Consider the following 13,493-nt stretch of genomic DNA (forward strand, 5'->3'; position numbering starts at 1 on the left):
GGCCCGCGCGCCCAAAAACTGTCCCGAGAGGGGACGTAGAGGCGCTATTCCGATACGAGGCCGGGATCGCGCTCCACCGCCATGGGCAGGCGGACGATGAAGCGCGCGCCGGTCTGCGCGTCCTCGCGGTCGGCGATGCTGACCTTGCCCTGATGCCCTTCCACGATGGATCGGGCGATGGCGAGGCCAAGACCGGAATGTTTTCCGAAGGCTTCGTTTTCGGGCCGCACGCTATGGAAGCGGCGGAACACATGCTCGCGCTCCGATTCCGGCACGCCCGGCCCTTCATCCTCGACGCTGACCAGCACTTCATTGTCGGCCACGGTCGCGATGATCTGGACCAGCCCGCCTTCGGGTGAAAAAGACACGGCATTGTCGATCAGATTGTCGAGCACGCGGATCAGCCGCTGTTCCTCGCCCAGCACTACGGCCACGTCCTTGCGCGGGCGGGCGAAGGCGAGGCGCACGCCACGCGGCACGCCGCGCGCCTCGCGGGCGATCACCATCCTCTCGATCAGCAGCCCCAGGTCAATCGGCTCGAAGCGTGTGCGCGAAAGCTGGGCGTCGATGCGGGAAGCTTCGGCGATGTCGGTGACAAGCCGGTCCAGCCGCCGCACATCCTCCCTGCAGATGTCCATGAGCTGTTCGCGCAGGTTGGGCTGCTCCACCCGGTCCAGCGCGTCCAGCGCGGAGCGGAGCGAAGCGATGGGGTTTTTCAGCTCATGACTCACATCGGCCGCGAAGGCGTCGGTGGCGTCGATCCGCTGACGCAGCGCATGGCTCATGTCGGAAAGGGCGCGGGCCAACATCCCGATCTCGTCCCGCCGTTCGGGCAGGCGAGGCACCATCACCTCCCGCGCCCGGCCCAGGCGCACGCGCACGGCGGCGCGGGCAAGGCTCTGGATGGGCTGCACGATCGTGCGCGCCAGAAACAGCGACAGCAGCACCGAAGCCAGCACCGCGGCGGCCAGCACGATGCCCAGCCGCAAACGCTCGGCGCGGACGATGCGCGTGATGTCGCGAGCGTTCTCTGTGGACAGCAGGCTGGTGCCGTCCTTCATCTTCACGGCGGCGGAAATCATGAAAGTGCGGTCGGGCGCGTAGCGGTTGGTTGCCTGCGGCTTGCCGGTCCGGTCGGCCAATATGATTTCGGGCCATGCCTGCGCCCGGTCGACCGCCGGTTCCTCGAAATTGGGCGGCCGGTCGGCGAACACGATGCGGTCCATCATCTTGTCGAGGAAGCGGGCGACATGCCGCTTCAATTCCTCTTCGGACGGCAGGCGCAGGCGATAGCGCGGCGCATCCATGGTGAAGCTGTCGGCGACCAGCCGCCCGTCGGGCGCATAGCGGCGCACCCGATCATCGGTCTGTCGCGCATAGGCCGCGATCAGCCTGTCATGCAGCTCGGGCGGCGCGTTTTCGAGGCCGATGGCAAGCAATTTCAACTCGCGCGCGGACTGTTCCAGCCGGTCGTCGACGATCCGTGTGCGATAGCTGTCGAGATAGAAGAATCCCCCCGCCAGCAGCGCCAGCGCAAAGACATTCACCGCCAGGATACGCAGCGTCAGGCTGATGCGGCCCGACCAGCGCACCGCCAGCGGTGCGTCATTCTTCCGAGAATCGGTATCCGGCGCCATAGAGCGTATCGATTGCGTTGAAATCGGAATCCACCTCGCGGAATTTGCGACGCAGCCTCTTGATATGGCTGTCGATCGTTCGGTCGTCGACATAGACATCGTCCTGATAGGCAGCGTCCATCAACTGATTGCGGTTCTTGACCACGCCGGGGCGCGCGGCCAGCGTTTCCAGGATCAGGAATTCGGTGACGGTCAGCGTCACATCCTTCCCGTCCCATTTGACGCGATGGCGGGCCGGGTCCATCTCCAGCCGCCCGCGCACGATCGGGTCGATCGCTGGCTCGTCGGCGGCAGGGGGCGTGCGGCTGACTTCCGCGCGGCGCAATATGGCGCGGATGCGCGCGATCAGCAGCCGCTGGGAAAAGGGCTTGGCGATATAGTCGTCCGCCCCCATCGCAAGACCCAGTGCCTCGTCCAGCTCATCCACCTTGGACGTCAGGAAGATGACGGGCATCTGGTTCCTTTCCCGCAGCCGCCGCAGCAGTTCCAGCCCGTCCATCTGCGGCATCTTGATATCGAACACCGCCAGGTCCGCCGGATTGTCGAGCAGGGCCTTCAACGCGGCGTCCGGGTCCGAATAGATGCGCGTCACGAAGCCTTCGGCCTGAAGCGCGATCGACACGGAGGTCAGAATATTCTTGTCATCATCCACAAGGGCGATGGTGGCGGTCATGCATCATCCCGGTAATGGCGCAAAGGGCAATGGGCGCAATCGTTAGACGATGCCTGCCCCGGCTGCAAGGAAGTCGCCATATCCCATCATTATGCGGCATGACCGTCGATTTTCGGGACAAACTCAGCCTTTCGGGGGTTTGACGGTTTCTATCCGACCGCCTAATGCCGACTCCATCCACCACGAGGGACGTCTGCCGGCAGTGATCGGTGCGCCTGAGCGGAGAGGATCGGCCGCCTCCACATGATGACGGTGGCATGGACTTATATTCAGGAGCAAAGGCGTGCAGGCCAAATCCGCTATCACCTTGGAAAAACAAGGTATTTCAACAAACGCAACGCAATTCTGGAATCTCGGCACCGCGCCGCTGGTGGAAGCCGCCATCCGCAATGGCGAAGGCGTCCTGTCAAAGGACGGCCCTTTGGTCGTCAAGACCGGCAAGCACACTGGCCGCAGTGCGAACGACAAGTTCATCGTCAAGGATGCGGAAACGGAAAACACCGTTTGGTGGGGCAAGACCAATGTCCCCATGACGCCGGAACATTTTGCCGCATTAAAGGCTGATTTCTTCAAGGCGCTGGGCGAAAAGGCGACGCTTTACGTCGCTGACCTCTATGGCGGCTCGCAGGCTGAACATCGCGTCAATGTCCGCGTCATCAACGAACGCGCCTGGCACAACCTGTTCATCCGCACCCTGCTGGTCCGCCCGACGGCGGAGGAACTGGCCGGCTTTGCGCCCGAATACACCATCATCGATCTGCCGACCTTCCGCGCCGATCCGGCCCGTCACGGCAGCCGCAGCGAAACCGTGATCGCGGTCAACTTCACCGAAAAGCTGATCCTGATCGGCGGCACCGCCTATGCCGGCGAGATGAAGAAGTCGGTTTTCGGCATCCTCAACTATCTGCTTCCGACCAAGGGCGTGATGCCGATGCATTGTTCGGCCAATATCGGCCCGAACGGCGACACTGCTGTGTTCTTCGGCCTGTCGGGGACCGGCAAGACCACCCTGTCAGCCGACGCCAGCCGCACGTTGATCGGCGATGACGAGCATGGCTGGTCGGACACCGCTGTCTTCAATTTCGAGGGCGGCTGCTACGCCAAGATGATCAACCTGTCGGCCGAGGCGGAGCCGGAGATCTTCGCCACCACCAAGCGATTCGGCACGGTGCTGGAAAATGTCGTGATCGACGAGGAAACCCGCGTCATCGACCTGGACGACAACAGTCTCGCGGAAAACAGCCGCGGTTCCTATCCCATCGACTTCATCCCCAATGCGTCGAAGGACAATCTGGGGCCGGTGCCCAAGAACATCATCTTCCTGACCGCCGACGCCTATGGCGTGCTGCCTCCGATCGCGCGGCTGACCCCGGATCAGGCGATGTATCACTTCCTGTCCGGCTACACCGCGCGCGTTGCGGGCACGGAAATCGGCGTGACGGAGCCTTCCGCCACCTTCTCCACCTGCTTCGGCGCGCCTTTCATGCCCCGTCATCCGTCGGTCTACGGCAATCTGCTGAAGGAACGGATCAACAAGGGCGGCGTCACCTGCTGGCTGGTCAACACCGGCTGGACCGGCGGTAAATATGGCGTGGGCAAGCGTATGCCGATCAAGGTCACGCGGGCGCTGCTCAACGCCGCGCTCGACGGCAGCCTCAACAATGCCGAATTCCGCACCGATCCGAATTTCGGCTTTGAAGTGCCGGTCGCCGTACCAGGTGTGGAAACCGCGATCCTCGATCCGCGTGCGACCTGGGCCGACAAGGCAGCCTATGACGAAACGGCTGGCAAGCTGGTCAAGCAGTTCGTCGACAACTTCGCGCAGTTCGAGGATCATGTCGATGAATCCGTGCGCGGCGCGGCGCTGACCGCCGCCGTCTGACAGGCGCCCGCGACAGATTCGCGAAAGAGCCGGGAAGGGGAGACCTTTCCCGGCTCTTTTGCTTTCTGCGGCCTCATAGAGATGCTAATCTGGATTTGATTTATAGCGGGAGTCGTACATGGGCATGTTTGATGAACTTCTAGGCAGTGTGGGCGGGCTGGAAGCCATTGCCGCAAAAATCGGCGTCTCGCCTGAACAGATGCAGGCCCTGATGACCGAGATTGGCGGTAAGATAGGCGGAGGCGAAACCAGCGTGTCCGCGCTCGCGGAAACGGCGGCGGAACATGGCGTATCGGCCGACAAGCTGCAGGAACTGCTTGGACAGTTCGGCGGCCCCGAAGCGATTCTCGGCAAGCTGGGTGGCCTCTTCGATCGTGACGGTGATGGCAATCCACTCGGTGAACTGGGCAGCATCGCCAAGGGGCTGTTCGGCTAGGGCAGGCAAAAAAGCTGGTCAGGCGTTTGGCATCCCCTGCACCAGCTTTCCCCGCCAAAAGTTTTTTTGGCCTTGCCATCGCGGCCCGCACGCGCCATTTCGCAGACGCATCATTTATTGCGAACGATATGCAACTGGCGTCATTGTGCGCTGGCTTTTGGCATGGATTGGCAAGGATAAAGGTCTTGAGCGAAGTGACGATCGAAAAGCCGGTGTTGGAACCGACGGGCGCGCTGAGCGTGGAAACGGTGCTGTCGGTGCGGCACTGGAACGAACATCTTTTCAGCTTCCGTATCACGCGGCCCGCCAGCTTCCGCTTCCGCTCCGGCGAATTCGTGATGATCGGGCTTCAGGGCGACAATGGCAAGCCGCTGCTGCGGGCCTATTCGGTCGCCAGCCCGTCCTGGGACGAGGAACTGGAATTCCTGTCGATCAAAGTGCAGGACGGCCCGCTCACGTCCAGGCTCCAGCTGATCCAGCCGGGCGACCAGATCTATCTTGGCCGCAAACCGACCGGCACGCTCGTCACCGATGCGTTGTTGCCGGGCAAGCGCCTTTTCATGTTGTCCACCGGCACGGGCCTTGCGCCCTTTCTCAGCCTGTCGCGCGATCCGGACGTCTACGAATTCTATGAGGAAGTGGTGATCGTCCATTCGGTTCGACGAGTCAGCGATCTTGCGTTCCATGACGAACTGACGGGCAAGCTGGCTGATGACCCGCTGGTCGCCGAGCAAGCGGCCAAGCAGTTCCATTATGTGCCGACCGTCACGCGCGAGGCTTTCCGTAACAATGTCCGCATCGATGCGCTGATTGAGAATGGCAAGCTGTTCGAGGGCATTGCCGGCGCGCCGAAGTTCGACCCGGAGACTGACCGGATCATGATGTGTGGCAGCATGGAGATGATCAAGCAATTCGGTGCCTGGTTCGAGGAGAACGGCTTTGCCGAAGGCTCCAACGCCGCGCCTGGCGCCTATGTGATCGAACGCGCCTTCGTGGGTTGATCGAATACGCATCCGTTCAAGGAAAGGGTCGCTCGCGCGGCCCTTTTTTGTGGCGATAATATTGCCCAGAAAATGGATGACGGCGGCATTGCGGCCATCCTTTGACCGCCAATCTACCAAACTCGCATCGATAAAAGAAAGGCGCGGAAGATACCGCGCCTCTCCTTCTCATCATCTTGTTGATCCCGGTCAGGCGCCTGCGGGAGCAGGGTCGCCGAAGGGGCCCTTGCGCTTGCGCGTCTTAGGAATCGACGATCCTGCCGCCGGAATGACGGATGGCTTGATCGTCGTCCCGTCGTCGCGGGTGATCTCGCCCTTGTCGAGCAGCGTCTTGATTTCCTCGCCGGAGAGCGTCTCATATTCCAGCATCGCATTGGCGAGCAGGTGCAGCTGGTCCTCATGGGTTTGCAGCACTTCCTGCGCCCGGGCATAGCCCTGCTCGACCAGCCCGCGAATTTCCTTGTCGATCAGCTTTGCCGTCTCGTCCGACATATGGACGCGCTGGCTCTGCGAATAGCCGAGGAAGGTTTCGCCCTGCTGCTCCTCATATTGCAGTGGCCCCAACTTGTCCGACATGCCCCACTGGGTGACCATGTCGCGCGCCAGCTTGGTGGCGTACTGGATGTCGCCCGAAGCGCCCGACGACACCTTGTCATAGCCGAAGATGATCTCCTCAGCGACGCGGCCGCCCATGGCGACGGCCATGTTCGCGTGCATCTTGTCGCGGTGATAGCTGTAGCTGTCCCGTTCCGGCAAGCGCATCACCATGCCTAGCGCACGGCCGCGCGGGATGATCGTCGCCTTGTGGATCGGATCGGACGCGGGTTCATGGACCGCGACGATGGCATGGCCCGCCTCATGATAGGCGGTCATCTTCTTCTCGTCCTCGGTCATGACCATGGAGCGGCGCTCGCTGCCCATCATGACCTTGTCCTTCGCCGCTTCGAACTCGTCCATGGCGACCAGGCGCTTGCCCCGGCGCGCCGCCATCAGCGCGGCTTCGTTGACGAGGTTGGCGAGATCCGCGCCTGAGAAACCCGGTGTGCCGCGCGCGATGGTGCGCGGGTTTACATCGGGGGCCAGCGGCACCTTCTTCATGTGCACGGCCAGGATCTTCTCGCGGCCCTCAATGTCGGGGCGCGGCACCACGACCTGCCGATCGAAGCGGCCCGGACGCAGCAGCGCGGGATCGAGCACGTCGGGACGGTTGGTGGCCGCAACGATGATGATGCCCTCGTTCGATTCGAAGCCGTCCATTTCGACCAGAAGCTGGTTCAGCGTCTGTTCGCGCTCGTCATTGCCGTTGCCCAGGCCCGCGCCGCGATGGCGGCCGACCGCATCGATTTCGTCGATAAAGACGATGCAGGGGGCGTTCTTCTTCGCCTGCTCGAACATGTCGCGCACGCGGCTCGCGCCGACGCCGACAAACATTTCCACGAAGTCCGAACCGGAAATGGTGAAGAAGGGCACGCCCGCCTCCCCCGCGATGGCGCGGGCGAGCAGCGTCTTGCCGGTGCCGGGCGAACCGACCAGCAGCGCGCCCTTGGGAATCTTGCCGCCCAGACGCGCGAACTTGGTCGGGTCTTTCAGGAATTCGACGATTTCCTGCAATTCCTCGCGCGCTTCGTCGATGCCGGCGACATCATCGAACGTCACCTTGCCATGTTTTTCGGTGAGCAGCTTCGCCTTGGACTTGCCAAAGCCCATGGCGCCGCCCGCGCCGCCGCCCTTCTGCATCTGGCGCAGCACGAAGAAGGCGATGCCCAGGATCAGCAGGAACGGGAGCGACTGGTAGACGAGGATCAGCCAGAAGCTCGGTTGCTCCTCCGGCTGACCGGAATATTTGACGTTATAGTCGTCCAGCAAGCCGGTAAGACCCGGATCGTTGACCGGGACAGTGTTGAACTTCTGTCCGCTCGACAAGGTGCCGCTGATGCGGTCAGGGGCGATGGCGACATCCTTCACCTGGCCTTCCTGCACCTTGGAACGGAATTCGGAATAGGCGATGCCAGTGCCCGCGGTCGATGCCGTGCGGCTGTCGAACATGGAGACGAAAAGCAGCAGGGCGATAATCACCCCCGCCCAAATCATGGCGCTTTTGATCCAGGGATTGCCCTGCGGGTCTTTCTCGTCGTTCATCGATACTCACTTTCCCCCTGCAAGATAAGGTGCGCGGGTAAAATCGCAAGCGGCCTCGACCGCTCAGCCTCCAGTGAGGAGGGTGAGTGCCATATAGGCAAGCACCAGCGCGATGCCCGTCGACACGCCGCAGAGCAGATAACCGACATACAGCAGCAACGGCGGATGGGGGCGCGCCAGCTTGCGGTTACGCTGCGCCGCCGAAAGAATGACGCTGGCCAGCAAGCCGTAGGTCAGCGCCGCAAATTCCATCATATCTCGATAATCCTGCCATGAAGAGGCGGGGATTAACCATGATGGCCGTTAAGAAAAGGTCATTGCATCGCACCAAAGCGACAGGCCGTGGAAGGGACGGGCCAATCTGTGGAACCTTGCCAGCCCTATCGGCGCGGAGGTGCCGGAATCAGTATCCATTCCGCACCGCCGATCAGCAGCCAGTCTCCCAAACTCGCCTTTTGCCCTGTCATGGCAGCGGCGATGGCACGATCGACCGAATCGCCCCGCGGCGGCGACGCAGCGGGCGCTGCCTGCGCGAGCATCCGCAGCAGAAGGCGACGCTGCAATTCATGGGGAAAGTCGCTTTTCTCCAGCCGCCAGCCATTCCCTTCGCGCCGCAGATGGCGATCCGCCAGCGAATCGACTGTCCAGCCCAGCGCTTCCTCGGCCTCCCCCAACGCCGCCGCGCTCCGCGCCGCCGCCAGCGGATCAAGCCAATTTGCATCTGCCAGAGCCGACCGCATCAGCGATCGGTCGAAACGGGGGTCGGCATTGGATGGGTCTTGCACATGTGGCAATCCTTCCGTGTCGACCAATGCTTGAAGCACGGACTTCCGCACGCCCAGCAGCGGGCGCAGCACATGGCCCATCTGGGGCCGGACGCCTGCCAGCCCGCCAATGCCCGCTCCCCGGTTGAGCCGCATCAGCATCGTTTCAAGCTGATCGTCGGCATGATGCGCGGTAAACAGCCAATCCAGCTTCCGCTCCACACGCCATGCTTCCAATAGCGTGTAGCGTTGGGTGCGGCCCCAATCATGCAGGTTGCCCGTCCTTGGCGCGACCGGGTGCAGGATGGCATGCGCGATACCGTGCGCCGCGCACCACCGTGCGACCATGGCCGCTTCATCGGCGGATTCGGGGCGCAGGCCGTGATCAACCGTAGCCGCCTCCACCCGCCCCGGAAAGGCGCAGGCCGACACATGCAGCAGCGCCATGCTGTCCGGTCCGCCCGATACGGCAATCCCGAAGCGGGCCTGGTCGATGTCCACCGCCAGCCCCTTGACCGCCTCGCGCAGAGACGTCTCCAGCGCGGTCGCATCCGTCAAGGGTTCAGCCATCGCCGATCAGCTACATTTGGCTTTGGTCCGGCCCTTTTCCATCATGCCGCGCAGGCCGGCGGACAGGGTCGCGCCATAGACCTGTTCCAGTTCCGCATAGACCTTGCAAGCGTCGGCAGGCTTCTTGAGCTGGATCAAAGCTTCACCCAGATAGGCCAGGCTGTCGGGCGCCCGGTCCCCGCGCGGCCGCTTCTGGTAATTTTCATACAGGGCGACCGATGCCAATGCGGGTTTGCCGTCGTCCAGATAGGCGCGGCCCAGCAGGTTCTGCGCGCGGCTGGCGACGGACGTGTCGCTATATTTGTCCACCGTGGCTTTAAGCTGTGCCTGCGCCTCCGGGTAGAATTTCGCGTCCCACAGGCGGAAGCCATATGTATAGGCATCCCCGGCGGCATCTCCCGTCTCGGGCCGTTCGATCGCCGCGACAGCCGCCTTGCGCGTGTCGCTCGCCTCAGCCGCCGGTGCCGCGGGCCGGGTTCCGGCGGCGGGCGCGGATACCGTGGATCTGGCGGCCGGTGGAGCGGCGGGGGCGGCGACGTTCGTCTGCTCCGCTTTATATTTGTTGAACGCTTCCTCAAGCTGCTTCAGCTTGTAGCTGTTCTCCTCCACCTGCCCCGTGATGGACGCAAGCTGCGATTCCAATGCTCCCACCCGCGCGGTCAGGTCCGCGATGGGTGCGGAGGACGGGGTTCCCGGCGGCGGCGTCGTGGTGGCGGGCCGGGTGATTTCCGGCTCGACGGGCGTGCCGGCAGGGAACACCTTGCGCTGGACGGCGCGCAGTTCCTTTTCGATGCGGTCCACTCGCGTGTCGAGCGACACGGATTGGGCGGCCGCGGGCATGGCAAAGAGCATCGATGCCGACGCCCCCAAAGCCAATGCGGAGGTCGCAAAAAAGGCGTTACGCATGATTATCCCCGACTAAATCCTTCGCCTTAACCATAAGGCGATATTCCGCGCCGTAAAGCGCGACTTTCATCGGCCTGAGCCGTGTGTCCCAGGCTGGAGCATCATCCGACCGGTTGGAATCGGATCATGGCCTACTCCTGTTTGCCTCCAGCGATTTTCGGGCGACCCGGATGATGCCGTCCGGTTCGAACTCGCTCTATGTACCGGGCGCCTCTGCCGGCGACGGTGCGGGGACAGGGGCCGGAGCAACGCCGCCTCCCCCTTGAGCGGAGGGCGGAGCGGCGGCCGGCACCGGAATTGTGGAAACGGACGAAGGCGCGGCGCGCGACAACAGCGCTTCTGCGCTGACGGGCACGTCCGCGATGGTGCGGTCGGCGGCGCCAAGGGGCGGAACGGGCTTGCCGCCCACCGTCACGGTCAGCGCCTGTGGACGCCCGGTCAGGATCATCGGATTATGCGCGTCGGCGGGCAGGGTGAAGCTTTCACCCTTCTTCATCAGGCCATCCTTCAAACGCTCGCCCGCTTCGTCATAGATACGCAGCCAGACATCGTCATTCGCCGTGAAGACCACGGTCTGATTGACCGGCGCGGCGGGCGCTGCGCTCGCCGGTTGCTGCGGCGCGGTGAGAGCGGCACCCTCTTGCTGCGCGATTTCCTCGGTCGTGGGCGGCGTTAGGAGCTGCGAACGCCACAGCGCGAAACCGACCACCACCAAAATGGCGATGACTGCGGCTGTCCAGGCCAGCGCCCGGGATGGCACGCGGGTTGGATCGACCGGCTCGAACACTTCATAGCGGTTTGAGCCCAGATCGGAATTATGGACGGCGTGGCGTACCTCGGCGGCAATAGCCACCTCGTCCATGTCAATCGCGCGGGCATAGGCGCGGGCGAACCCCACGGCGTAGGGAATGCCCGGAAGCGCGGTATAATCATCCTTTTCAATGGCTTCGAGCTGGCGTTGGGCGATACGCGTGCGAGTCGCCACATCCTGTATCGAAAGCCCCTGCGCTTCTCGTGCAGCACGCAGCTTCGCGCCGGGTGTGGCGGATTGGCTCTCCTGCGCGTCGACCGCGCCGGTTTCGATTTCCGGTTCTTCTGCCATGCTGCTCCGCGACCTAGGATGGGTCGGCCTTGTCTCATTGTGGGACGGGGATTGTCAACGCCGGGACGAATAGTTCAGCTCAGTTCCACGCCCTTGTCCGCTGCCCACTGGCTGAGGCTGCCGCGAATGTCGACGACGGCGCGTTCCAGCACGTTCCGCATGAACGCCTGCAATTCGCCGACATCGACGGATCGGATCATCGCTTTCACCGGACCAACGGACGCCGGGGTGATCGACAGACGCCGCACGCCAAGGCCGATCAGGGCCATGGCCTCCAGCGTGCGCCCGCCCATCTCACCACATACGCCGACGGGCACTTTATGCGCGTCGCAGGCGCGCACGACCCGGTCGAGGAAGCGGACGATGGCGATGCTGAGCCAGTCATAGCGTTCCGCCAGCCGAGGATGGGCCCGGTCCGCCGCGAACAGGAATTGCGTCAGGTCATTGGTGCCTATGGACAGGAAGTCGATGCGCGGCAGCAGCAGGTCCAGCACTTCGGCAAGCGCGGGAACCTCCAGCATCGCGCCGTAGCGAACGGCGATCGGCATCTTCTTGCGCTGCTTCACCAGCCATTCGCGCTGATGTTCGACCAGAATGCGGGCCTGTTCATATTCCCAGGGCTCCGACACCATCGGGAACATGATGTGCAGCACCTTGCCAGCCGCCGCCTCCAGCAGGGCGCGGGCCTGCGCCTTCATCAGCCCATCGCGGTCCAGAGCCAATCGCAGGGCGCGCCAGCCCATCGCCGGATTATCCTCCAACTCCTCATCGGCCCGCTGCATATAAGGCAGCGCCTTGTCCCCACCGATGTCGACGGTGCGGAAAATGACGGGGCGATCACCCGCCGCGTCCAGCACATCCTTATAGAGCCGCTGCTGCTTTTCCCGCTGCGGCAGGGTGGAGGACACGAGAAACTGGAATTCCGTGCGGAACAGGCCGATGCCGTCCGCCCCCACCACATCGAGCGCCTGCGCGTCGTCGCGCAAGCCGGCATTGACCATCAATTCGATCCGCGCCCCGTCCTGCGTGACGGAAGGCAGATCGCGCATGGCGGCAAATTCGGCGCGGCGTTTCTGCGTGATATGCAGCTTGTTCTCGAACCCCTCGTCCATGTCGGGCGTCGGGCGGATGAGCAGCGCGTTGGCGGCCACGTCCATGAGCAACAGGTCGCCTTCGTTCACCTGATGCCGGATGTCGCGCACCCGGCCCAGCACCGGCACGCCCATGGCGCGCGCGACAATGGTGACATGGGCGGTCAGCGATCCTTCCTCCAGGATCACCCCTTTCAGCCGTCGCCGGTCATATTCTAGCAGTTCGGCCGGGCCGAGATTGCGGGCGATCAGGATGGCGTCCTGCCGCAGGCCCAGTTGCGCCGCCGTGCCAAGCTGACCCGACACGATCCGCAACAGGCGGTTGGACAGGTCCTCCAGATCGTGCATCCGGTCCTGCAACAACGGATCGTCGATCTGGCGCATCCGCATCCGGGTGCGCTGCTGCACCCGCTCGATAGCGGCTTCGGCGGTGAGGCCGCTGTCGATCGCTTCGTTGATCCGGCGAATCCAGCCTTCGTCATAGGCGAACATCTTGTAGGTTTCGAGAACCTCCTGATGCTCGCCCTCCATGCCGAAATCGATTGCCCCGGTCATGCGGTCGACCTGCTCGCGCATCTTCGCGAAGGCGGAAAGAAGGCGCTGGCGCTCGGCCTCCACATCTTCCGCGACGGTATGTTCGATATGGACGCGGGGCTGGTGGAATACCGCATGGCCGCGTGCCATGCCCATCACCAGTTGCAGGCCGTGCAGGACGACCGTGCCGGTTTCCTGCTCGCGCTGGTCGACGGGGCCATCATCAGCCAGTTCCGCATTGGCGATCAGTTCCGCCAGCACCATGGCGACGGTCTGAAGCGCCTCTATCTCCACCTCTTCATACCGGCGCGGTTCGACATGCTGGACGCACAGCACGCCGATGGCGCGCTCACGCCGGACAATGGGCACGCCCGCGAAGCTGTGGAACAATTCTTCGCCGGTTTCGGGGCGATAGGCATAGTCGGGATGCGATGCCGCCTCATCCAGGTTCAGCGTTTCGACATTGGTGGCGATAAGGCCGACCAGTCCTTCCCCCATCGCCATGCGGGTGACATGGACCGCGTCCTGCTTGAGGCCGCGCGTCGCGAAAAGTTCGAGCACGCCTTCGCGCACCAGATAGATGGAGCAAACTTCGCTCGACAGGGACTGGCCGATGATGTCGACCACCTTGTTCAGCTTGGCCTGTGCGCTCGAACGCGCTGCCATGACCTCTTGCAAACTGGTGAGGATCATGCGGGCGGCGGCGGCGGGCGTGCTGGACATAAGCTATGCGCTATCAGATAGACAGGCCACGTCCA

The 13,493-nt window shown here is 63.3% G+C and carries 11 protein-coding genes; 3 read left to right on the forward strand and 8 right to left on the reverse strand.

Translation table 11 applies throughout. The annotated features are described in order from the left end of the window. Positions 1 to 44: 44 nt before the first annotated feature. Together LDB26_RS01070 and LDB26_RS01075 are read right to left on the reverse strand one after the other, a co-directional pair. Positions 45 to 1,637: an ATP-binding protein gene (locus LDB26_RS01070; protein WP_062063112.1), complete on the reverse strand. Its 1,593-nt coding sequence runs from the start codon at positions 1,635 to 1,637 to the stop codon at positions 45 to 47. Then, the gene (locus tag LDB26_RS01075) at positions 1,606 to 2,310 is read right to left on the reverse strand and encodes a response regulator transcription factor (protein ID WP_062063114.1); all 705 of its coding nucleotides are present in this window, start codon (positions 2,308 to 2,310) and stop codon (positions 1,606 to 1,608) included. The genes LDB26_RS01070 and LDB26_RS01075 overlap by 32 nt, the downstream gene beginning before the upstream one ends. 283 nt (positions 2,311 to 2,593) lie before the next feature. Here LDB26_RS01075 and LDB26_RS01080 point away from each other — a divergent pair, with 283 nt between their 5' ends. The 3 genes from LDB26_RS01080 (at position 2,594) to LDB26_RS01090 (ending at position 5,629) form a co-directional block, all read left to right on the forward strand. Next, positions 2,594 to 4,192 carry a phosphoenolpyruvate carboxykinase gene (locus tag LDB26_RS01080; RefSeq protein ID WP_257539880.1) on the forward strand — a complete coding sequence of 533 codons (1,599 nt, stop codon included), beginning with the start codon at positions 2,594 to 2,596 and terminating at the stop codon, positions 4,190 to 4,192. Positions 4,193 to 4,310: 118 nt separating this feature from the next. After that, positions 4,311 to 4,628: a hypothetical protein gene (locus tag LDB26_RS01085; protein WP_257539882.1), complete on the forward strand. Its 318-nt coding sequence runs from the start codon at positions 4,311 to 4,313 to the stop codon at positions 4,626 to 4,628. A 185-nt stretch (positions 4,629 to 4,813) separates the two neighbouring features. After that, positions 4,814 to 5,629, forward strand: a complete 816-nt coding sequence (locus tag LDB26_RS01090) for a ferredoxin--NADP reductase (protein WP_062063118.1) — start codon at positions 4,814 to 4,816, stop codon at positions 5,627 to 5,629. 189 nt (positions 5,630 to 5,818) lie between these two features. Here the strand turns inward: LDB26_RS01090 and ftsH are convergent, their stop codons facing one another. The 6 genes from ftsH to ptsP all read right to left on the reverse strand — a co-directional run bounded on the left by ftsH (position 5,819) and on the right by ptsP (position 13,458). Next, positions 5,819 to 7,768, reverse strand: a complete 1,950-nt coding sequence (gene ftsH / locus LDB26_RS01095; RefSeq protein WP_062063120.1) for an ATP-dependent zinc metalloprotease FtsH — start codon at positions 7,766 to 7,768, stop codon at positions 5,819 to 5,821. Between the two features lie 63 nt (positions 7,769 to 7,831). Next, complete coding sequence (locus LDB26_RS01100) at positions 7,832 to 8,023, reverse strand: hypothetical protein (RefSeq protein ID WP_062063121.1); 192 nt, start codon at positions 8,021 to 8,023, stop codon at positions 7,832 to 7,834. A gap of 125 nt (positions 8,024 to 8,148) precedes the next feature. Further along, positions 8,149 to 9,102, reverse strand: a complete 954-nt coding sequence (gene tilS / locus LDB26_RS01105) for a tRNA lysidine(34) synthetase TilS (RefSeq protein WP_257539884.1) — start codon at positions 9,100 to 9,102, stop codon at positions 8,149 to 8,151. Between the two features lie 6 nt (positions 9,103 to 9,108). Then, the gene (locus LDB26_RS01110) at positions 9,109 to 10,008 is read right to left on the reverse strand and encodes a hypothetical protein (RefSeq protein ID WP_257539886.1); all 900 of its coding nucleotides are present in this window, start codon (positions 10,006 to 10,008) and stop codon (positions 9,109 to 9,111) included. Between the two features lie 196 nt (positions 10,009 to 10,204). Further along, positions 10,205 to 11,110, reverse strand: coding sequence for a helix-turn-helix domain-containing protein (locus tag LDB26_RS01115; RefSeq protein WP_257539888.1), 906 nt, complete (start codon positions 11,108 to 11,110; stop codon positions 10,205 to 10,207). A gap of 74 nt (positions 11,111 to 11,184) precedes the next feature. Further along, the gene (ptsP, locus tag LDB26_RS01120) at positions 11,185 to 13,458 is read right to left on the reverse strand and encodes a phosphoenolpyruvate--protein phosphotransferase (protein ID WP_257539890.1); all 2,274 of its coding nucleotides are present in this window, start codon (positions 13,456 to 13,458) and stop codon (positions 11,185 to 11,187) included. Positions 13,459 to 13,493: the final 35 nt, after the last annotated feature.

The organism is Sphingobium sp. CFD-1 (assembly GCF_024611115.1).
Classification (GTDB): Bacteria; Pseudomonadota; Alphaproteobacteria; order Sphingomonadales; family Sphingomonadaceae; genus Sphingobium; species Sphingobium baderi_A.

Coding starts and splice junctions, on each gene's coding strand:
- ptsP (WP_257539890.1), bottom strand. CDS start 13,458: ATGTCCAGCACGCCCGCCGCCGCCGCCCGCATGATCCTCACCAGTTTG.
- LDB26_RS01070 (WP_062063112.1), bottom strand. CDS start 1,637: ATGGCGCCGGATACCGATTCTCGGAAGAATGACGCACCGCTGGCGGTG.
- tilS (WP_257539884.1), bottom strand. CDS start 9,102: ATGGCTGAACCCTTGACGGATGCGACCGCGCTGGAGACGTCTCTGCGC.
- LDB26_RS01115 (WP_257539888.1), bottom strand. CDS start 11,110: ATGGCAGAAGAACCGGAAATCGAAACCGGCGCGGTCGACGCGCAGGAG.
- LDB26_RS01100 (WP_062063121.1), bottom strand. CDS start 8,023: ATGATGGAATTTGCGGCGCTGACCTACGGCTTGCTGGCCAGCGTCATT.
- LDB26_RS01110 (WP_257539886.1), bottom strand. CDS start 10,008: ATGCGTAACGCCTTTTTTGCGACCTCCGCATTGGCTTTGGGGGCGTCG.
- ftsH (WP_062063120.1), bottom strand. CDS start 7,768: ATGAACGACGAGAAAGACCCGCAGGGCAATCCCTGGATCAAAAGCGCC.
- LDB26_RS01075 (WP_062063114.1), bottom strand. CDS start 2,310: ATGACCGCCACCATCGCCCTTGTGGATGATGACAAGAATATTCTGACC.
- LDB26_RS01085 (WP_257539882.1), top strand. CDS start 4,311: ATGGGCATGTTTGATGAACTTCTAGGCAGTGTGGGCGGGCTGGAAGCC.